This window comes from Arthrobacter sp. AG367 (assembly GCF_007828995.1).
Classification (GTDB): domain Bacteria; phylum Actinomycetota; class Actinomycetes; order Actinomycetales; family Micrococcaceae; genus Arthrobacter.
Map to the genome: position 1 here is coordinate 1,286,359 of NZ_VIVE01000001.1, position 18,036 is coordinate 1,304,394.

The 18,036-nt window shown below is 60.2% G+C and carries 18 protein-coding genes; 6 read left to right on the forward strand and 12 right to left on the reverse strand.

The genetic code is table 11. From position 1 onward, the window contains the following. Positions 1-111 precede the first annotated feature (111 nt). The 9 genes from prfB to FB478_RS06040 form a co-directional block, all read right to left on the reverse strand. Positions 112-1,227 carry a peptide chain release factor 2 gene (prfB, locus tag FB478_RS06000; RefSeq protein WP_018768471.1) on the reverse strand — a complete coding sequence of 372 codons (1,116 nt, stop codon included), beginning with the start codon at positions 1,225-1,227 and terminating at the stop codon, positions 112-114. A 73-nt stretch (positions 1,228-1,300) separates the two neighbouring features. Continuing rightward, entirely contained in the window at positions 1,301-1,747 is a 447-nt protein-coding gene (locus FB478_RS06005) for a pilus assembly protein TadG-related protein (RefSeq protein ID WP_018768472.1), read from the reverse strand. Next, a complete protein-coding gene (locus FB478_RS21470; protein WP_056388055.1) occupies positions 1,744-2,421 on the reverse strand; it encodes a hypothetical protein in 678 nt (225 codons plus the stop codon). The genes FB478_RS06005 and FB478_RS21470 overlap by 4 nt, the downstream gene beginning before the upstream one ends. Next, positions 2,402-2,815: a TadE family protein gene (locus FB478_RS06015; RefSeq protein ID WP_018768474.1), complete on the reverse strand. Its 414-nt coding sequence runs from the start codon at positions 2,813-2,815 to the stop codon at positions 2,402-2,404. Before FB478_RS06015 ends, FB478_RS21470 begins: the two co-directional genes overlap by 20 nt. Before the next feature lie 3 nt (positions 2,816-2,818). Continuing rightward, positions 2,819-3,115 carry a hypothetical protein gene (locus FB478_RS06020; protein ID WP_144599909.1) on the reverse strand — a complete coding sequence of 99 codons (297 nt, stop codon included), beginning with the start codon at positions 3,113-3,115 and terminating at the stop codon, positions 2,819-2,821. A 76-nt stretch (positions 3,116-3,191) separates the two neighbouring features. Continuing rightward, positions 3,192-4,133, reverse strand: a complete 942-nt coding sequence (locus FB478_RS06025) for a type II secretion system F family protein (protein ID WP_144599911.1) — start codon at positions 4,131-4,133, stop codon at positions 3,192-3,194. Continuing rightward, positions 4,130-4,987, reverse strand: a complete 858-nt coding sequence (locus FB478_RS06030) for a type II secretion system F family protein (protein ID WP_082581635.1) — start codon at positions 4,985-4,987, stop codon at positions 4,130-4,132. Before FB478_RS06030 ends, FB478_RS06025 begins: the two co-directional genes overlap by 4 nt. Beyond that, positions 4,984-6,207 carry a CpaF family protein gene (locus FB478_RS06035; protein ID WP_144599913.1) on the reverse strand — a complete coding sequence of 408 codons (1,224 nt, stop codon included), beginning with the start codon at positions 6,205-6,207 and terminating at the stop codon, positions 4,984-4,986. Before FB478_RS06035 ends, FB478_RS06030 begins: the two co-directional genes overlap by 4 nt. Positions 6,208-6,553: 346 nt before the next feature. Further along, on the reverse strand, positions 6,554-6,910 hold the full coding sequence (locus tag FB478_RS06040) for a hypothetical protein (RefSeq protein ID WP_144599915.1): 357 nt from the start codon (positions 6,908-6,910) through the stop codon (positions 6,554-6,556). 4 nt (positions 6,911-6,914) lie between these two features. Here FB478_RS06040 and FB478_RS06045 point away from each other — a divergent pair, with 4 nt between their 5' ends. Then, entirely contained in the window at positions 6,915-9,413 is a 2,499-nt protein-coding gene (locus tag FB478_RS06045; protein ID WP_144599916.1) for a GH25 family lysozyme, read from the forward strand. A 109-nt stretch (positions 9,414-9,522) separates the two neighbouring features. On the opposite strand, the gene rfbA is transcribed toward FB478_RS06045, so the two are convergent. Beyond that, positions 9,523-10,389: a glucose-1-phosphate thymidylyltransferase RfbA gene (rfbA, locus tag FB478_RS06050; RefSeq protein ID WP_018768481.1), complete on the reverse strand. Its 867-nt coding sequence runs from the start codon at positions 10,387-10,389 to the stop codon at positions 9,523-9,525. Between the two features lie 55 nt (positions 10,390-10,444). On the opposite strand from rfbA, the gene rfbB reads away from it, so the two are divergent. The 4 genes from rfbB to FB478_RS06070 are packed head-to-tail and all read left to right on the forward strand — an operon-like array spanning position 10,445 to position 14,018. After that, complete coding sequence (gene rfbB / locus FB478_RS06055; RefSeq protein ID WP_134163811.1) at positions 10,445-11,443, forward strand: dTDP-glucose 4,6-dehydratase; 999 nt, start codon at positions 10,445-10,447, stop codon at positions 11,441-11,443. 3 nt (positions 11,444-11,446) lie between these two features. Next, positions 11,447-12,871, forward strand: a complete 1,425-nt coding sequence (locus FB478_RS06060) for a bifunctional dTDP-4-dehydrorhamnose 3,5-epimerase family protein/NAD(P)-dependent oxidoreductase (RefSeq protein ID WP_018768483.1) — start codon at positions 11,447-11,449, stop codon at positions 12,869-12,871. Next, positions 12,868-13,599, forward strand: a complete 732-nt coding sequence (locus FB478_RS06065) for a glycosyltransferase family 2 protein (protein ID WP_144599918.1) — start codon at positions 12,868-12,870, stop codon at positions 13,597-13,599. The genes FB478_RS06060 and FB478_RS06065 overlap by 4 nt, the downstream gene beginning before the upstream one ends. A gap of 8 nt (positions 13,600-13,607) precedes the next feature. After that, positions 13,608-14,018, forward strand: coding sequence for a DUF2304 domain-containing protein (locus tag FB478_RS06070; protein WP_144599921.1), 411 nt, complete (start codon positions 13,608-13,610; stop codon positions 14,016-14,018). A 55-nt stretch (positions 14,019-14,073) separates the two neighbouring features. On the opposite strand, the gene FB478_RS06075 is transcribed toward FB478_RS06070, so the two are convergent. Together FB478_RS06075 and FB478_RS06080 are read right to left on the reverse strand one after the other, a co-directional pair. Then, on the reverse strand, positions 14,074-14,955 hold the full coding sequence (locus FB478_RS06075; protein ID WP_018768486.1) for a glycosyltransferase: 882 nt from the start codon (positions 14,953-14,955) through the stop codon (positions 14,074-14,076). Positions 14,956-15,041: 86 nt separating this feature from the next. Continuing rightward, positions 15,042-15,512, reverse strand: coding sequence for a GtrA family protein (locus tag FB478_RS06080; RefSeq protein WP_223992078.1), 471 nt, complete (start codon positions 15,510-15,512; stop codon positions 15,042-15,044). A gap of 433 nt (positions 15,513-15,945) precedes the next feature. Between FB478_RS06080 and FB478_RS06085 the strand changes: the two genes are divergently transcribed. Continuing rightward, complete coding sequence (locus tag FB478_RS06085) at positions 15,946-17,901, forward strand: hypothetical protein (RefSeq protein ID WP_144599923.1); 1,956 nt, start codon at positions 15,946-15,948, stop codon at positions 17,899-17,901. Positions 17,902-18,036: the final 135 nt, after the last annotated feature.

Consider the following 18,036-nt stretch of genomic DNA (forward strand, 5'->3'; position numbering starts at 1 on the left):
TTGGGGAAAGTAGGGCCCCGGCCCCTCGACTATACGCAGGGTCCCCCGTGCTTCGACCTGCTTTCGGGGGCGTGTCGCTGGATCAGCTGCAGGACGGCGGGGCCGGCAGGCCTACTTTTCGGCGTTGCGGTTGTCAGTACGCCAGCGGATGCCCGCATCGATGAAGTCGTCAATCTCGCCGTCGAACACTGCGGACGTGTTGCCCACTTCGTGCTCGGTGCGCAGGTCCTTCACCATTTGATACGGGTTCAGAACGTAGGAGCGCATCTGGTCACCCCACGAAGCTTTAACATCGCCGGCCAGCGCCTTCTTCTCCGCATCCTCCTGCTCCTTCTTCAGCAGCAGGAGCCGGGACTGCAGCACGCGCATGGCGGCGGCGCGGTTCTGCAGCTGCGATTTCTCGTTTTGCATGGAAACCACCGTGCCGGTCGGGATGTGGGTGAGGCGGACGGCGGAGTCCGTGGTGTTGACCGACTGGCCGCCGGGGCCCGACGAACGGAACACGTCCACCCTGATTTCGTTGTCCGGGATGTCGATGGAGTCCGTCTGCTCGATCAGCGGAATGACTTCCACGGCGGCAAAGGACGTCTGGCGGCGGCCCTGGTTGTCGAACGGGCTGATCCTGACGAGACGGTGGGTTCCGGCTTCCACGCTGAGCGTGCCGTACGCGTAGGGAGCCTTCACCTCGAAGGTGGCCGACTTGAGCCCGGCCTCCTCCGCGTAGGACGTGTCCATGACGGTGGTGGGGTAGCCGTGCCGCTCGGCCCACCGGAGGTACATGCGCATCAGCATCTCGGCGAAGTCTGCGGCGTCCACACCTCCCGCGCCGGCGCGGATGGAGACCACGGCTTCGCGTTCGTCGTACTCGCCGGACAGCAGGGTGACCACTTCCAGGTCCTTGAGGGCTTTCCTAATGGACTCAAGTTCTGTCGCGGCCTCCCCCATCGAGTCCGCGTCGTCCTCGTCCTGCCCAAGCTCAACGAGGACTTCAAGGTCGTCGATCCGGGATGCCAGGCTGGTGAGTCGCTCCAGTTCGGACTGGCGGTGGGAAAGCCGGGAGGTGATTTTCTGCGCGGCCGCGGGGTCGTCCCAAAGGTCCGGCTCCCCTGCCCGCTCGCTGAGTTCGGCGATGTCTTCCTTGAGTGTCTCCACGTCGCTGACGCGTTCAATGGACTCGTAGGTGGCGCGCAGCGCCCGGATTTCAGCGGAAAAATCAATATTGGCCATGGTTGTTTAAGCCTACGCTATGGAGCGGTACGGCCCGGCGCTGCCAGGATCATTGGCTCAGCGGGTGCATGACTCAGCGAGTCAGGCGTGAGCGGGCGGTGGACGTCGCTTCGATTCGGATGCCATCAGGGACAAGGAAGTTCACCACAGGTGGGTGCACGTCTGCCGTGAGGACCACGACGGCGGTGGAACCGTCAGGTGTACCCGTTGTAGCGGCGACGGCGAGGCCTGAGAAACGCTGCGAGGCTGGGCTCCTCGAGACGAAGTCGGCAGCTACATTGCGGACGCGCGCGGGATTAAGGACAGCCGAGGGGCTTCCACCCTGGGATGTGACTTCTCCCAGGGTGTAGCTGTCGGCCGCCGCAAGCGATGCCCCGTCTGCCAGGGACAGCAGGCGCTTGTGCTCCAGATAGACGGCAGATATGCCGACGACGACCGTCGCCACCAGAAGTGCCAGGGTGATGTAGCCGAGAATCATCACCATGACCTGGCCGCTCTGGTCCGATTCCCGGCGTTTCACCGGTACCGGCCTACCAATTGGGTGGAAGACGCCTCAACCTCCGTGGCTGATAATCCGTCGGCGAACGGAATGAACGGCAGCGGTACGCTCAGGCTTACGGTGACAGTCACCGTGGTTCCGGCGGCCTGGCAGTCAGCAGGGTTGCAGGTCGTGGCCATGCGGGCCCTGTCTGCCTGGTGCCCGAAGTCGGAAAGGGCGAGGGCCACGGCCTGCTCCGCAGCTGCCTGGGCTGTGGAGGAATCCGGCTGTGCCACATAAACCTTCGCCGCCTGGTCCGCGGCACCCACCACGGCGAAGGAACCGCCCTGGATTTGCCCGACGGTGATCACGAAGTACACCAGCGGGACCATCAGCAGAAGTGCAAGGAACGTGAACTCGACTACCGCACTTCCTTGCTCGTGTCCGCTCCCCTGCTCCTCATGCACAAAGCCCTGCTGCTGGTGCTCCCCGCGAGCAGGCCTGGGGCAGTGGGATGGGTCGCCCACGTGCGTGCCCCCGGCACGCTCCCTGCAGAGCACTTCTGCCACGCGGGCCGTGACCAGGAACAGACTGGAACCGGCCTGTGCGCTGGAGCGGGACTGGGCACTGGAACAGGACTGCGCACTGGCGCGGGGTGGTCCGTCGGGGTGGGGCAACGGGCTGGCGCTGAACGGATCAAGGCTGGACAGCCGCATGCCCTTTCACCTCCAGCAGGTCCCGGGGCCCAATCAGGCCGATGACCGGCATTGGGGACCGGACAGTCACTTCCAGGGTGCGCATCCCCTGGACAGTTACTTCCTGCGTACTGACCTGGTCAGCAAAGCCTTCGTTCAGGGCCATGCTGATGAGGCTGCGGGTCCGCTCTTGCGCGTCGGCGGCATTGCGGTCAGCGAGTGTGCCGTACCGGGCACCAGAGGCAGCAGCATCAATAAGTGTGTTCCGGACATGCAGAACCAGGGTCAGCTGAATAATCGCAAGGAAGAACATCGTCAGCAACCCGCCAACCAGGACGAAGTCCACCACGGCTGAACCCCGCTCGCCCGGCCTGGGCAGCACTGGCTGCACGGGTCCGTGAGCGGACGGCAGCATGGTTCAGTTCCCCACCTTGTCCATTGCCTGGTTGAACATGGCCTCCAAGGCGGGGCCCGCGAGCGCCAGCAGGGCTGCAACCAGGACCGCGGACATCAGGGTTATCATCACCCATCCCGGAACGTCACCTCGTTCAGGGTTATCGTTACCGGTGGTCGGAGGCACCTGAAGGTCTTCCCTGCCTTCGGTGTACTGTGCACCGATAGGGCGCCCCCTCCCGGCTGTCGCGGGCACCTTGAGCTGCAGTAAAGCGGCAAGGCCAAGAAGCAGCAGTGCACAGCGGGTTCCGATGGTTTTCATCTTGAGTCCTATTCCTGGTTCCTAAGGTGGGCTTTAACTAATGGCAGCCGGTCCGGGCTTCGGGTCTTTCTCCCCATCAGAAGCCCAGGTTGATGGCGGCCAGGCCGGGGAAAACAGCAAACACCACGGTCAGGGGAAGCACCCCGAAAACCAGGGGCACCATCATTGCAATTTCCTTTTTCCCGGCAGCTTCCATCAGGTCCCGCTTGGCCGAATCGCGCACGTCCTGCGCCTGCGCGCGAAGCACGTCCGCAAGGGGTGTTCCTCTTTCCACCGCAACGATGATGCCGTCAACAAACCTGACCAGCGGCGCAAGGTCGGTGCGCGCAGAGAACTCCTGCATTGCCAGAATCAGCGGCTTGCCGGCCCTGGTCTCCGCGAGGATCTTCGAAAATTCCTTGGACAGCTCACCGTTGGCACTCCTGCAGACGCGATCCAATGCGCCTGTTGCGCTCTCCCCTGCGCCGACGGCCAGGGCCATCAGTTCGGCAAGGCTGGGAAACTCGGCCATCATCCGCGCTTCCCGCCGGCGGACCTGGGCGCCAAGCCAGTAGTCCCGCAACACAAAACCCGCTGCAGTACTGCCGATAATTACCGCCGCTGCCAAGAGCGGGCTGAACCTGCCCGCTGCGGCTCCAATGAGCATGAAAGTCGCTGAAAGGACAAAACCCGCAGCAGCCCACAGCAACTGTTCAGCGCGGAAGTCGATGGCGGACTTGTTGATTCCTGCCTGGGCCAGCCGCCGGCCCGTGGCACCAGGCGTGGGGTTCAGTCTTCCCAATGCGGACAGCCAGTCCCGGAAGACGGGACGGAAAATTCGTTCGAGGGGGCCGAAAGGTGTCAGGTTCTGCTCGCCGGCGTGCAGGAGCCTCGACTCCAGGTTTTGCGACTTAAGTTGGGGCTCTATGCGTTGGGAAAGCGTCAGGGCGCGCATGGGAGGTGACCGGAAGATCACGAGCCACAAACCAAGGCCAAGGCCGATACCGCAGATTACTGCTGCAGGCGGGATGATGATCATCGGAGCACCCTTTCGTCCTGTGGCAGGGCCCCGATCTTCAACATCACCGTGTAGCAAACAAGCGAGACCACCAAGCCGCCGAGCAGGACTGCGGCGCCCATAGGCGTGTTGTAGGCCTGGATCGCCTCCGGCCTGCTGGCAAGCAGGATCATCACGATCCAGGGTGCCGCGACGGCAAGCCGGGCGGCATTGATGGTCCACGACTGCCGCGCCTCGAGCTCGCTGCGGGTCCGGGCATTCTCCCGCAGGAATTCCGCCAAGGTGCCCAGGAGCTTCCCCAGGTCCGAACCGCCTACCTCCCGGGTCAGCCGGAGCGCTTCGACGATGCGGTCGGCCACCGGGTCAGCCAATCGCTGCTTCAACTTGTTTAGAGACCCATCAAACTGGCCTCCGGCGCGATAGTCAGCGCCGAACTCACGAAAAATGGGCCGCAATTCCTCAGGTCCCTTTTCTCCAAGCTGAATGAGGGCCTCGGGCAGGGGCAGGCCCGCACGGATCGCAGAGCGCAGATGATCCACGACGTCAGGCCAGAGTTGGCGCAGCAGGGCCGTCCTCTTTTTGGCCCGCCACCTGAGGATGGTGATGGGAAGCCATGTGCCGAAAAGTCCGAAGCAGCCGGCAATGGGCCACGAATGGCTAAGCCCGTAGAACACCAGTGCTACAAAAACCCCGAGGCCCAAGCAAGTACCGGCCAAACCGCGGGCTGAGACCCTGTCGACCCCGGCAACCGCGAGCAGGTCAGCCAGGTGGCCGGGCTTTCGCACGCGGTTCCCGGGGTCCGGCGTTTCCCAACAGGACCACCAAATGAGGAAGAGGCCCATCCCTAGCGCCGCCCCCATCAGCGCCGGGATCATCGCGGATCCAGCAGCGTGGCGAGGTCGTATCCTGCCCGCGAAAACTTCTCAGCTGCCGGCATGGCGTTGGCCCGTGGTTGCAGGATTCCATTCTCCAGGGCGAAAACCAGTGACGACTCGATGATGCCGTTTTCCACGCGGCGCCCCAACGATAGGATTTGGGTCACTTGCCGACGCCCATCGGGATGCCTGCTGCAGTGCACTACAAGGTCGATGCAGGATGCAACGGTGGGGACCACGAACGCACTGGAGATGTTGTCCCCCGCCAGCAGCGGCAACGTGCAGATCTTGGTCACAGCATCGTGCGCCGAGTTCGCATGGACGGTGCACATTCCGGGCAGGCCACTGTTAAGGGCAATCAGCATGTCCAGGCTCTCGGCTTCCCGCACCTCCCCTACCACCAGCCGGTCCGGACGCATCCGCAACGCTTCCTTGACCAGGCGACGGAGTGGAATTTCGCCCTCACCTTCGAGGTTCGGCTGCCGGCACTGCAGACCCACCACGTCCCGGAGCGGAAACTGAAGTTCAAAGATCTCCTCGACCGTGATGACACGCTCCCGGCTACCTATGCTCGCCGCCAGACAGTTCAGCATGGTTGTCTTGCCTGCCTGGGTGGCCCCCGACACAAGGATGTTGAGGCCACTGGACACCGCTGCGCCGAGAAATCGTGCCGACTGCGGTGTCAGCGTTCCCAACTCGACCAGGTGTTCCAGTCGGCTGGCCTTCACGACGAATTTGCGGATGTTCACGGCCCAGTGCCGGCGGGTTACATCCGGAATGACTACGTGGAGCCTGGATCCGTCCGGCAGTGCCGCGTCCACAAAAGGGGACGACATGTCCAGCCGCCTGCCGGAGCTTTTGAGCATGCGTTCTACGAGGTCACGCACGTGTTGCTCGGAGAGGCTCAGCGAGGTCAGCTCTGACTCCCCGTTGCGTGCCACATATATTTCGTTTGGCGCGTTGAGCCAGATCTCTTCTATTGAAGAATCGTCGAGGAGTGGCTGGAGCACTCCAAAGCCGGCTACGGCATCGAACAGGAACCTACGGGCAGCATCCAACGGGCCAAGGGGTGGAAGAGGCCCCATAAGCGCGCGCTCGTCATAGTCAGTGACGGCTGCTTCCACCAGCCTACGGACCTCTCCTGCCTGCCTCAGTGGGTCCAGCCCACGACGGCGGATGAGCTCGCGGACTTCGTCCTCGACAATTCCCAGCGCGTCCATATGTTCCCCCATACAACTGCCGCCCCCAGCGGAGGCAGTTCGACTGGGTACAGCTTAAGTAGAGGGTCCTGCCGCAACAAGTCATGCAGCACTCCTGTGGATAACTGACGACCCTCAAGATTCCCCTTAGTAGGGCTCAAGATTTCGCTTCGAAGACCACAGGATTCACATAAGTAACACCAGAATCACTGGTTGCGCCAGTAACACTGGTGCTATGGTGAGCGCGTTATTTATCGAAATAGCACTATCAGGTGCCTTCCTGGGGGAAATCACCTGAGCAGTATCCAAAGAGGCGCTTGGGGGAGCGCCGCATTGTCTCCGGAGCACATATGAAGCGGAACCTGTCTCAGTCCCGTCGCCCAATCATGATGTCCCTTGGGGCCGGCTTATTAGCTGCCTCCTTGCTGACCGGCCCTGGCCTGATCGGAGCAGCTTCCGCTTTGGAGCCCAGTCCCACACCAACGCCTGCCCCGTCCCAAACTGCCACTACGCTGCCACAGGCGACGCCGGTACCAACAACCACAGCGTCGCCGCAGCCTTCCATCGCAGCCAGTTCGCCGACGTCGGCTACTCCCCAGTCAATGGCCCAGGCCATCGGCCCCGGCGGGGCGGAAATGGGGCAGAGGTCCAAGAGAGTGACCTCTGCTTCCCCGTCGCCCACCGCCCAGAAGCTCAGCGCCGAATCGCTCGCAACAGAGGGCACATGGATGCCCTCCTTTGGGATACAGGGGCTTGACGTCAGTGGACACCAAACCAGCGTCGACTGGCAGCAGCAGTGGAACATGGGTGCCAGGTTCGCGTATGTGAAAGCCTCTGAAGGCAATTACTTCACGAATGATCTGTTTGGCTCGCAGTACCAAGGCGCACGAAGCGTGGGGATGCTCCGGGGTGCATACCACTTCGCGATCCCCAACTGGTCTTCCGGCGCCGATCAGGCGCGCTATTTCGTGAACAACGGTGGCGGATGGTCCGGCGACGGCTATACGATGCCGCCGGTTCTCGACTTCGAGTTCAACCCCTACGAGGGTCGGACGATCAACGGCTTCTACTTTGGCAACACCTGCTATGGCATGTCCCAGGCGCAACTGACATCCTGGGTCCAGGACTTCGGAAACACGATGAGGTCCCTCACCGGCAGACTGCCGATGATCTATACGAATACAAATTGGTGGAACCAGTGCCTGGGCAATCCCACCGGTTTTGGGGACTATCCCTTGTGGGTTGCGGCCTACCCGTACTCGGCAACCAACGATGCGGGCGCCATTCCGACAGGGAGTTGGGACACCTACAGCATCTGGCAGTACAGCAGCACCGGGCCGTTTGCTGGGGACTCCAACGTTTGGAACGGGGACTATGCGGGACTCAAGGCATTCGCTGGGACCGCTATTCCGCTTGCAGCAAGTCAGGGTATTAGTGACGTCAGAGCCCGCACGCCGGAGCTGGGGGCCCAGACATCGGCAATAGTTTGTGGTCTGCGCGACGGCGGTTGCTACCAGAACTATCAAAATGGCGCTGTGATCTGGTCGCCTGCCAGCGGAGCACAGCCGAGCCCTACGGGCCCTATCCGTGGCGTCTGGCAAGCATCCGGTTTCGAAAACGGATTACTGGGCTACCCAACGTCTGCTGTCGTATGCGGCCTGAAGAATGGCGGTTGCTTTCAGGACTTCCAGAACGGGGCGATCATCTGGACATCGGGCACTGGCGCTCAAATCAGCGTGAGAGGCCCCATCCGAACGGCATGGGCAAACTCGGGATTTGAAAACGGACCCATGGGTTATCCACTGGGAGGCCAGGTATGTGGCCTTTCCGCTCAAGGTTGCTACCAGAATTTCCAGTCGGGTGCGATCTTGTGGTCGCCCGGCACCGGAGCCAACCTCAGCCTGAACGGTCCCATTCGAACGGCTTGGCAGAAGACCGGATTCGAGGCGGGACCCCTGGGATATCCCGCCAGCGACACGATTTGCGGGCTGCGGGACGGCGGCTGCTTCCAGCGCTTTCAAACAGGGAGCATCGCCAGTTCCACTGCCACCGGAACGCACATCGTTTGGGGCGACATGGAGTCGGCTTGGCGCACTTCCGGGCGGGAAGCTGGACCGCTCGGGTATCCCACTCAGGATGAATCCTGCGGACTGAAAAACGGGGGGTGCCGTCAACTGTTCGAAAAGGGTGCCACCGTCTGGTCACCCTCCACTGGAGCCCAATTGAGCCCCAACGGACCTATCCGCACGTTGTGGCTTCAGCAAGGGGGTGAGAGCGGTCTGATGGGATATCCCACCGGACCTCAAACATGCGGGCTCGTGAACGGCGGCTGCTTCCAGGAATTCGAAGGCGGGGCCATTATTTGGTCAGCGACCTCCGGTGCGCAGCTGAGCAAGGCTGGTCCCATCAGAAATGAATGGGCTCGAACCGGCTTTGAGAACGGTGCCATGGGCTACCCCACCGCAACCGAAGTTTGCGGGCTACCCGACGGAGGCTGCTCGCAGGATTTCCAGAACGGCTCACTTACGTGGACTTCCGGCAGAGGCGTCTTGCAGGTCATGTCCCCAATTTTTGCCTCATGGAAAGCTCAGGGGCGCGAGTCCGGAGTACTTGGCTACCCCAGCGCAACCCAAGTCTGCGGGCTTGTCGGAGGAGGCTGCTACCAGAACTTCCAGAATGGCGCCGTTCTCTGGTCGGCGGCCACGGGCGCCCAGCCGAGCCCTGCAGGGCCCATCCGCACACTCTGGGCTGCGACAGGATACGAAAACGGTTCTCTCGGATACCCCACCAGTAACCAGGTCTGCGGCCTGAAAGACGGTGGTTGCTACCAGAACTACCAAAACGGGGCTATTCTCTGGTCTCCCGCCACGGGCGCGCAGATAAGCCCCAACGGACCCATCAGATCCAAGTGGGGCTCCATGGGCTACGAGCTCAGCGAGTTGGGATACCCTACGGGCGGTGTGGTCTGCGGCATCAGGGACGGAGGCTGCTACCAGAATTTCCAAGGCGGAGCGATGCTGTGGTCGCAGGCAACGGGGGCTCAACCCAGCAGTGGAGCGATTCGTGCAAAATACGCCAGCCTTGGCTACGAGAACAGCTTCCTCGGCTATCCCATCGCAGCAACTTCCTGCACCTTGGCCAACGGAGGCTGCTTCCAGAACTACCAGGGCGGGTCCATCACCTGGAGCCCCACAACTGGGGCCAGCGCAAGCACAGTGCGTCGGTAACCGCTGTGGCTCCTGCTGCGGGCAGCAGGAGCCACAGCGGTTGAGCTCTTGGATTCAGAACAGAAAAGGGTTGAAGCAGCCGCTTCAACCCTTTTCTGTTTGTAGAAATCTACTTTTCGGCGAGGAGCTCGAGCAGGTATGAGCCGTAACCGCTCTTGACGAGGGGTTCGGCCCTTTCGCGGAGTTCATCGTCGGTCAGGAACCCCAGCCGCCACGAGATCTCTTCGGGCGCTCCAATCTTCAAGCCTTGCCGGTTCTCCACCGTCCGAATGAAATTGGACGCATCGTTTAGGTCGTTGAAGGTCCCGGTGTCGAGCCAAGCAGTTCCCCGGGGCAGGATCTCGACCTGCAGCTTACCGGCGTCCAGATAGACGCGGTTCACGTCGGTGATCTCGAGTTCACCGCGGGCGGACGGCTTGAGGTTCTTGGCGATGTCAACAACATCGTTGTCATAGAAATAGAGCCCTGGAACTGCGTAGTGGCTCTTGGGTGCCGCGGGCTTCTCTTCCAGGGACAAAGCCTTGCCATCGTCATCGAATTCCACCACCCCGTAAGCAGACGGATCCTTGACCCAGTATCCGAAGACTGCTCCCCCGTCGATGGTCTTGAACCTGCGCAGCTGAGTGCCCATGCCCTGGCCATAGAAGATGTTGTCACCCAGGACCAGAGCAACGCTGTCATCACCGATATGGTCCGCACCGAGCACAAATGCCTGGGCCAGTCCGTCAGGAGAAGGCTGCTGCTTGTAGGTGATGGAGACGCCGAACCGGGACCCATCCCCCAATAAGCGTTCAAACTGCTCCGCGTCGTGGGGAGTGGTAATGATGAGGATGTCCCGGATCCCAGCCAGGATCAGCGTGGACAGCGGGTAGTAGATCATCGGCTTGTCGTAGACCGGTACCAATTGCTTGCTGACACCCAGCGTGATGGGATGAAGCCTGGAGCCGGTTCCGCCGGCCAGTATTATTCCGCGCATGTCCCCATCTTTCCCTTCGCTAGGAGCAGCAGCAAATCCGGTAGTCTAGGGAATTATGCAGCGACTTCTCGTAACCGGCGGAGCCGGCTTTATTGGCTCGAACTTTGTCCACTACGTTTTGGAAAACACCGACGACCACGTAACGGTTCTGGACAAGCTGACCTACGCAGGTAACCTCGAGTCGTTGAAGGGCCTTCCGGAGGAACGTTTCACCTTCGTCCGGGGCGATATCGCGGACGCAGCCCTTGTAGATGGTCTTGTTGCCGATTCCGACGTCGTTGTTCACTACGCTGCCGAGTCGCACAACGACAACTCGTTGCACGACCCACGCCCTTTCCTGGACACCAACATCATCGGCACCTATACGCTCATTGAGGCAGCGCGCAAGCACAACAAACGCTTCCACCACATCTCCACGGACGAAGTTTACGGAGACCTGGAGCTGGATGACCCGGAGCGTTTCACCGAACAAACGCCTTACAACCCCTCAAGCCCGTACTCGTCAACCAAGGCCGGTTCCGATCTGCTGGTACGGGCATGGGTACGCTCCTTCGGCCTGCAGGCCACCATCAGCAACTGTTCCAATAACTATGGTCCGTACCAGCACGTGGAGAAGTTCATCCCCCGGCAGATCACCAATGTCATCGACGGCATTCGCCCCAAGCTCTACGGTAAGGGCGAGAACGTCAGGGACTGGATCCACGCCAACGACCATTCCTCCGCTGTGCTTGCAATCATCGCCGGGGGAAAGATTGGCGAGACCTATCTGATCGGCGCGGACGGCGAGAAGAACAACAAAGACGTCGTAGAGCTGATCCTCAAGCACATGGGACAGGCCCCGGATGCCTACGACCATGTGGTCGACCGGCCAGGTCACGACCTCCGCTACGCCATCGATTCCACCAAGTTGCGCGACGAACTCGGGTGGAAACCTCAGTTCTCCAACTTCGACGAGGGCATCGAAGACACAATCGCCTGGTACCGGGATAACGAAGACTGGTGGCGCCCGCAGAAGGCTGCCACCGAAGCAAAATACAAGGAACAGGGCCAGTAATCCATGTCGCTGGAGTTCTCGAAGAAGCTTGCTGCCCACCAAACCCCCATTCCCGGCGTCGTTCTCTACGACCTCCCGGTCCACGGCGACAACCGGGGATGGTTCAAGGAGAACTGGCAGCGGGAAAAGATGCTTGCTCTCGGGCTGCCTGACTTCCGGCCCGTGCAGAACAACATCTCCTACAACGAAAAGGCCGGAACCACCCGTGGGATCCATGCCGAGCCGTGGGACAAATTCATTTCGGTGGCCACCGGCCGCATCTTCGGGGCGTGGGTTGATCTTCGGGAGGGCCCCTCGTTCGGTGCGGTCTTCACGGCTGAACTCGACCCGAGCCAGGCAATCTTCATCCCCCGCGGAGTCGGCAATGCGTTCCAGACGCTGGAGGACAATACCGCCTACACGTACTTGGTGAACGACCACTGGTCCGCGGACGCTCAAGGTCAATACACCTTCCTTAACCTCGCCGATGAGACGGCTGCGATCCAGTGGCCGATTCCGCTCACCCAGGCGGAACTCTCTGACAAGGACAAAGCGCACCCGCGGATGGCCGACGTGGTCCCGATGGCAGCCAAGAAGATCCTTGTGGTAGGTGCCGGGGGGCAGCTGGGCAAGGCACTTCGTGCCCAGTACGACGGCGATACCTCGGTTGAGTTTGCAGGCCGCGCTGAGTTCGATCTCACCAACGCGAACAGTTTCAAAAGCAGGAACTGGAAGAACTACTCGACGATTATCAACGCCGCCGCCTACACTGCTGTCGACGCAGCGGAAAGCGCAGATGGGCGGGCCTCCGCCTGGTCCATCAACGTCGCGGCCGTAGCGCAACTGGCGCGCACCGCCGTCGAGAATGATCTCACTTTGGTCCATATTTCCTCGGACTATGTCTTTGACGGTAGCCGCGATATCCACGACGAGGACGAGCTCTGCTCTCCCTTGGGCGTTTATGGGCAGACCAAGGCCGCCGGAGACGCGGTAGTCAGCGTGGTTCCCCGCCACTACATTGTGCGGACCAGTTGGGTTATTGGAGAAGGAAATAACTTCGTCCGCACCATGGCCAGCCTGGCGCGAAAAGGGGTCAAGCCTTCCGTCGTGAATGACCAGACAGGCCGCCTGAGCTTCACCCAGGACATTGCGGCCTTCATTCGACATTTGCTGGAGTCGGATGCAACCTATGGTTTGTATAACTTCAGCAATGACGGGCCCGTCAGGAGCTGGGCGGATATTGCGCGGGATGTGTTCGAGCAGTGCGGGGCATCCGGCAGTGACGTCACTGGCATCACCACTGCCGAATATTTCAAGGACAAGGCAGCGGCCCCGCGGCCACTTTCCAGCACGCTCGACTTGGCAAAGACGCGCTCTACGGGTTTCGACATACCTGATGCCGACGAGCGGCTGGCAGCCTATCTGAAGTTGGAAAACGATAAGGCATGAGACCTGTAGATCAGACGCAGCACACCCTTGTGATCATGCCGGCCTGGAACGAATCGGAGGCCATCGGCAACACGATTCGTGAGGTCTTCGAGTTTGGCCCGGATTGCGATGTCCTGGTAGTTGACGACGGTTCACGGGACGACACGGCACAGGTAGCCCGTGATGCAGGCGCGCTGGTTGTGCAGCTACCGTTCAACATGGGCGTTGGCGGTGCCATGAGAACCGGGTTCAAATTCGCAAAGATGCACGGCTACACCCAGGTCATCCAAGTGGATTCGGATGGCCAGCACGATCCCCGGGATATAAAAGCCGTCCTCGATGGGCTCCAGGAAGCAGACATCGTCATCGGTGCCCGCTTCGCCGATAAGGGCAATTACACAGTCCGCGGGCCCCGTAAGTGGGCCATGAACGTCCTGGCGTGGACGATATCGAGGGTCGCAGGAACCCGGCTCACGGATGTCACGTCGGGGTTCCGCGCTGCGAACACAAAGGCCATCCGGCAATACGTTGACCACTACCCTGCGGAGTACCTCGGGGATACCATTGATTCCCTGGTTGTTGCGATCCGGTCCGGGTGCACCGTGCGCCAGGTTGGAGTGTCAATGCGGGAGCGGCAGGGCGGGACGCCGAGCCACGACCCATTGAAGGCAGCCATCTACCTCGGCCGGTCAGCTTTTGCCCTCCTCTTCGCTTTGACGCGCAAGAAAAACGTACCGTCATCCAACTAGGAGTTCACATGGCCACGCTTGTTGGCTTCATCTTTGTGCTGGTCATTCTGCTCATTATCTTCGAGATGCTCCGCCGGCGTCATCTGAGGGAAAAGTACGCAGTCCTCTGGATCATCATCGGTGTTGGAATGCTGGTCCTTGTTGCGTTCCCACAGCTACTTTTCTGGGCCAGCGGCGTGCTCGGCGTTCAAGTGCCTTCAAACCTCCTTTTCGCGATGGCATTGCTTTTGCTCGTCCTGGTCTGCCTTCATCTGTCTTTCGAGCAGTCCCAGGCTGAGGACGAGATCCGTGTCCTGGCCGAAGAAGTAGGAATTCTGCGGCTCAAAGTACAGGAACTGGAAAAAGGCCAAACACGCGATCAATCTGTACCGGGCAACGCGGTGCCAAGCGCGGGAAGGCCGCCCGAAACCACTGCTTAAACTATTCAGGTGGCTGCCGGTCAATGCCTGCAGCCACCTGAATTATTTAAGTCTCCTAAGAGATAACGTGTTTCAACAGCCGGGGCAGGGAATCGGTCTTCCCAATCGCCAGGGAACGCGCGACCAGGGTAGCGGCGTTCAGACGCGACGTCGTATGGAAAGCAGCCGCGCGAGCTGTCCTCTGCCAGCCGAGTTCGCGGAATCGGCGCGCCTGGCCCTCGAAGAAGGCCCGCTCCTCATCGAAGCGCCTCCCATCCAGAGCCTTAACTGATGAGTCTGAGGCTGAATGACGGCGATAAAGGAATGCCAAGGTTGGATCAACCACCATAGATCCGTTTTCAGCAGCAATATCCAGCAATAGTGCGAGGTCCTGGACGACGTGCAGCCCCTCGGTGAAACCGATGCGGCGAATCACGTCCGTGCGCCAAGCAAGGGACGGGAAGTAAGCCCAGTCTGCCCGCATAAGGCTGGTTGCCATTCTTTCGCCCTGCAGGAGGACCGGTTCCTTGACGCTCGGGGCATAGACCTTCTTGACGATGTCGACCAGAGGCGACGCGACTCGGCCCTTCTCGTCGATCACCTGGACCCCTGGCTGCACCACGCTGGCTTGTGGGTAGGCTTCGAAAGCCTTTGATACTACTGCCAGATAGTTCGGCAGCATGATGTCATCAGCGCCCATGACGACGACGATGGGGGCTTCAGCCAGGTCCAGGGCCTTGCGGTAGTTTCCGTTGGCACCCAGGTTCTTTTCGTTCTTTTGGTAGCTCACCCGAGGGTCGGAGATGGATTCGAACCAGCGCTGAGGTTCCGGGCTTGGAAACCCATCATCCACCACGATGAGCCGCCAGTCTTCGAACTGCTGGCTCATGACGCTCTGGGCAGCGAGTTTCATCAGGTCGACGTCCCCATAGTAGGGAAGCAATACATCAATGGCCATGTGCCAGGTAGATCCTTTTCTTGTCTTCCAGCGGATGCCCGCCAGCGGTTAGTCCGAACGTGAGCCAGATGGTCGTTTGAGGAGTGCTAGTCCGTGCCTTCAGCGGTCACAGTTCCTGCACGAGCAGGAACTTTTCCGGGCTCATGCCTGAAAATCCATACCTTATAGAGCCAAAAGTTCCAAGATGTGGTCAGTACAGTCGCGAACGCCTTGCCTATTCCGTAGGAAATTCCCCAGGCGTCGAAGCCGTTCACGATGACATCTATTGCCACGATGTTGAAAACCACCAGGGCCAGATACTTGAGCAGGCTCACATGGCTCCGGTTTCTGGCACGGAACGTAAAGGAGCGCTGGAGGGCGAAGTTGAACACCAAGCTGGCGACAAAAGCGATGGGCGTAGCAATCCAGAGGTCCACTCCGAAGACTTCATGCATGAGGGCCAGTAGAGCAAGATCTACTGCGAAGGAAGCGCCTCCAACGAGCAGGAACTTGATCAGGTGACTGCGCTCAACGATCCCTGAGATCCGGGAAGCGAGTTTCTGTGCTCGATGCTTCACTGATCGCGCACTGTCTGTTGTCTGCAAGCCACTCCCAGTTCCGTATACCCCCGCAGGTTGCAGTCGGGCTCAAGCCATCATACCGGGTGGCTGTCCATGGGGTGCTACCGGCAAAGAGGTCGAGGCGGCATTCGCGCCGACGGCTTCGACCGGTTCCATGACGTTATACTTGCGTTGCCGTTGCATACGTGGCGCCCTCGCCGGGGGCGCGGGGGTTAATTCGGCGCTTCAGAAATTTGGGGAGCAACAACACATCATTCTGCGGCATCGAGCCATAGCCGGTGATTCCACCTTTGGACCCCTTGGTCTGGGCGCCAGCCGCGATCTATGGGCGGCAGGGATCCCATGCAAGTCGGTCGAAATTGTCTGTGCAGCGTCGCGCCCGGGTTATGGCACAGGTAACAGCAGTCGTTAGGCAAGAAGGAAGAGCAGAATGTCACCCCAGATGTCGTCCAGACTTCAAAGCATCAGCTTGCATGCCTGGCGTTGGGTGTCAGCTTCCGACCGAATGGCGCGAATGGCCGTCATCGCTGTATATGCATTCCTGGTGATCACCGGCGCTACGACCTCTTCAGTTGGAGTGGCAGAACTCCGACAAGATCCCTCCCACCCCGAGGGATACCAAATAGGGTCAAGTTCCGTCATCCGCTCGGACGAGTTCAACGCGTTTTCTCCTATAGCGATTTCGATCATGGCTACGGGTGCAGCGCCAACGACAAGCTACCTTGCGGCCCCCGCCGATGTTGTTCACAGGTACCCATCTGGCGGCTTCTTTGAAACGTTCGTCTACTTTGATTCCACAATGCTTCGGGCGGCGGCGATACTTCCAGACGAGATGGTCTTCGCAGCCCATTGGTGGCTTCCTGCCGTCGCGCTCTTCCTCTTTCTCCCTAAATGGTTCGAACAGGTTGGATCGTCCCGCAATATGGGCTGGTTGGCAGCGTTCCTGATAGCGCTCTCCCCCGCCGCATCCTGGTGGACGATGATGCCTATTCAGCTCATTGCCTACACGGTTGCGGGCTCGAGTTTGCTTCTCTCCGCCTACTGCGGCTTCAAATCTAAACGGTCAGCTCTACCGCTTTTGCAGTCGGTTGTCGGCGGAATCCTCCTTGCCGGCATCCCTAGTTTCTACATTCCTTGGTCACTCGTTCTCGGTTTGCCCGTTCTTGCCGCAAGTGCTCTCTGGATCCTGTCCCGGAAGGACGGGTGGCTGCCAAAATTAAAAGCCGTTGGCTTCACCGCTGGTGTCGCACTGATCTTCGGCGTCGGCACGCTGCTGGAAAATGAAAAGGGCATCAATGGGCTGCTGAACACCGTCTATCCGGGTTCGAGACGGTCGACCGGTGAAGCCCAGCCATTCGGATTTCTTTTCGGCGCGCCAGCTCTCGGCGAACTCAAGGATGCAGTGCCTCTTGGCAGTAACCAGAGCGAGATGTCAACGGCCTTCACAGTGACGTTCGTCTGGGCTGTCGTGATATGGCTCGGCATCTCTGCCATGGGCAGGTGGCGCGACAATGTCGTGGCCCTGGTGCTTGCCTTCTCGGGTGGTTTATGGCTCTTATGGTGCTCTTTCAACTTCGGGCCCATGGGCGCGAAGATTCCCCTGCTGAACTACGTGCAGCCTGCCAGGGCAGCACAGGTTTGCGGAATCTTGGGGGCGCTGTTAGTCGGTGTGCTACTGTCCCGACTGCCGGACAATCGTCGCTGGCGCCTCTCGATAGCTTCGGCTCTGGCAACAGGATTGGTGACAGCGTATGCAGGATCCGAGCTTCAACTTTCTTACCTTCCTACCATGTCGAGGAAAGAAGTTCTGCTTGCCGCTGCTGGCGTCGCCGTCGTGGTCTTCATTGTGACCAGCTTTCCCAAGTCCGCCTTTTCTGTGGGTATTGCAGCAGCCCTGATGGCGATCCCTGTTTTTGGATCGAATCCCCTGATATTTGGGCTGGGTGACCTGCGTGCATCGACAACGGCTAAATATTTCTACTCTGAAGGCAAAGTAAGCCGCGCGGCAGGTTCGCTTTGGGCTTCTGACCGGCCCTCGGTCGACACGTTGCTGCTCGCTAACGGCGTACCGTCACTTACGGGAGTTCAACGTTCCGGCCCGGACGCTAGCAAGTGGACCGTCTTGGACCCCGAACAGCGCTTTGCCAACGACTGGAACAGAGGTGGCGGCTTTATCCAGTTCTTCTGGACGCCAGGGGCACCGCCGGCGTTTTCAAATAACGGTACGGACAGAACAATCGTCCACATCGATCCATGCGACCTCAAGGAGTCGTTTCCCTCCCTCACCCACATCACTGCGTCGCAAGAACTTTCCGGGTCCTGCTTGAGCCTGGAAAAGGAGCTGACATGGTCGGGACAAGAAACCCTTATCTACAAAGTTTCGTAGACAAGGCGAATGATCCACTTCTCACAGTTTCACCCTAGGGTTGAGATGACAGAGCCTACTCAGTCGCAGAGAGGATCAGCCTGTCCCACCGTTGTCCAGCCTTCACAGATAGGCCGAGAAACCTGCCTCGCTGAA

Excerpts from the sequence above, each read along its gene's own strand:
- FB478_RS21470 (WP_056388055.1), bottom strand. The coding sequence starts at position 2,421 with ATGCGGCTGTCCAGCCTTGATCCGTTCAGCGCCAGCCCGTTGCCCCAC.
- FB478_RS06020 (WP_144599909.1), bottom strand. The coding sequence starts at position 3,115 with ATGAAAACCATCGGAACCCGCTGTGCACTGCTGCTTCTTGGCCTTGCC.
- prfB (WP_018768471.1), bottom strand. The coding sequence starts at position 1,227 with ATGGCCAATATTGATTTTTCCGCTGAAATCCGGGCGCTGCGCGCCACC.
- FB478_RS06015 (WP_018768474.1), bottom strand. The coding sequence starts at position 2,815 with ATGCTGCCGTCCGCTCACGGACCCGTGCAGCCAGTGCTGCCCAGGCCG.
- FB478_RS06045 (WP_144599916.1), top strand. The coding sequence starts at position 6,915 with ATGCCCTCCTTTGGGATACAGGGGCTTGACGTCAGTGGACACCAAACC.
- FB478_RS06060 (WP_018768483.1), top strand. The coding sequence starts at position 11,447 with ATGTCGCTGGAGTTCTCGAAGAAGCTTGCTGCCCACCAAACCCCCATT.
- FB478_RS06075 (WP_018768486.1), bottom strand. The coding sequence starts at position 14,955 with ATGGCCATTGATGTATTGCTTCCCTACTATGGGGACGTCGACCTGATG.
- FB478_RS06070 (WP_144599921.1), top strand. The coding sequence starts at position 13,608 with ATGGCCACGCTTGTTGGCTTCATCTTTGTGCTGGTCATTCTGCTCATT.
- rfbB (WP_134163811.1), top strand. The coding sequence starts at position 10,445 with ATGCAGCGACTTCTCGTAACCGGCGGAGCCGGCTTTATTGGCTCGAAC.
- FB478_RS06025 (WP_144599911.1), bottom strand. The coding sequence starts at position 4,133 with ATGATCATCATCCCGCCTGCAGCAGTAATCTGCGGTATCGGCCTTGGC.
- FB478_RS06065 (WP_144599918.1), top strand. The coding sequence starts at position 12,868 with ATGAGACCTGTAGATCAGACGCAGCACACCCTTGTGATCATGCCGGCC.
- FB478_RS06085 (WP_144599923.1), top strand. The coding sequence starts at position 15,946 with ATGTCACCCCAGATGTCGTCCAGACTTCAAAGCATCAGCTTGCATGCC.
- rfbA (WP_018768481.1), bottom strand. The coding sequence starts at position 10,389 with ATGCGCGGAATAATACTGGCCGGCGGAACCGGCTCCAGGCTTCATCCC.
- FB478_RS06030 (WP_082581635.1), bottom strand. The coding sequence starts at position 4,987 with ATGATCCCGGCGCTGATGGGGGCGGCGCTAGGGATGGGCCTCTTCCTC.
- FB478_RS06035 (WP_144599913.1), bottom strand. The coding sequence starts at position 6,207 with ATGGACGCGCTGGGAATTGTCGAGGACGAAGTCCGCGAGCTCATCCGC.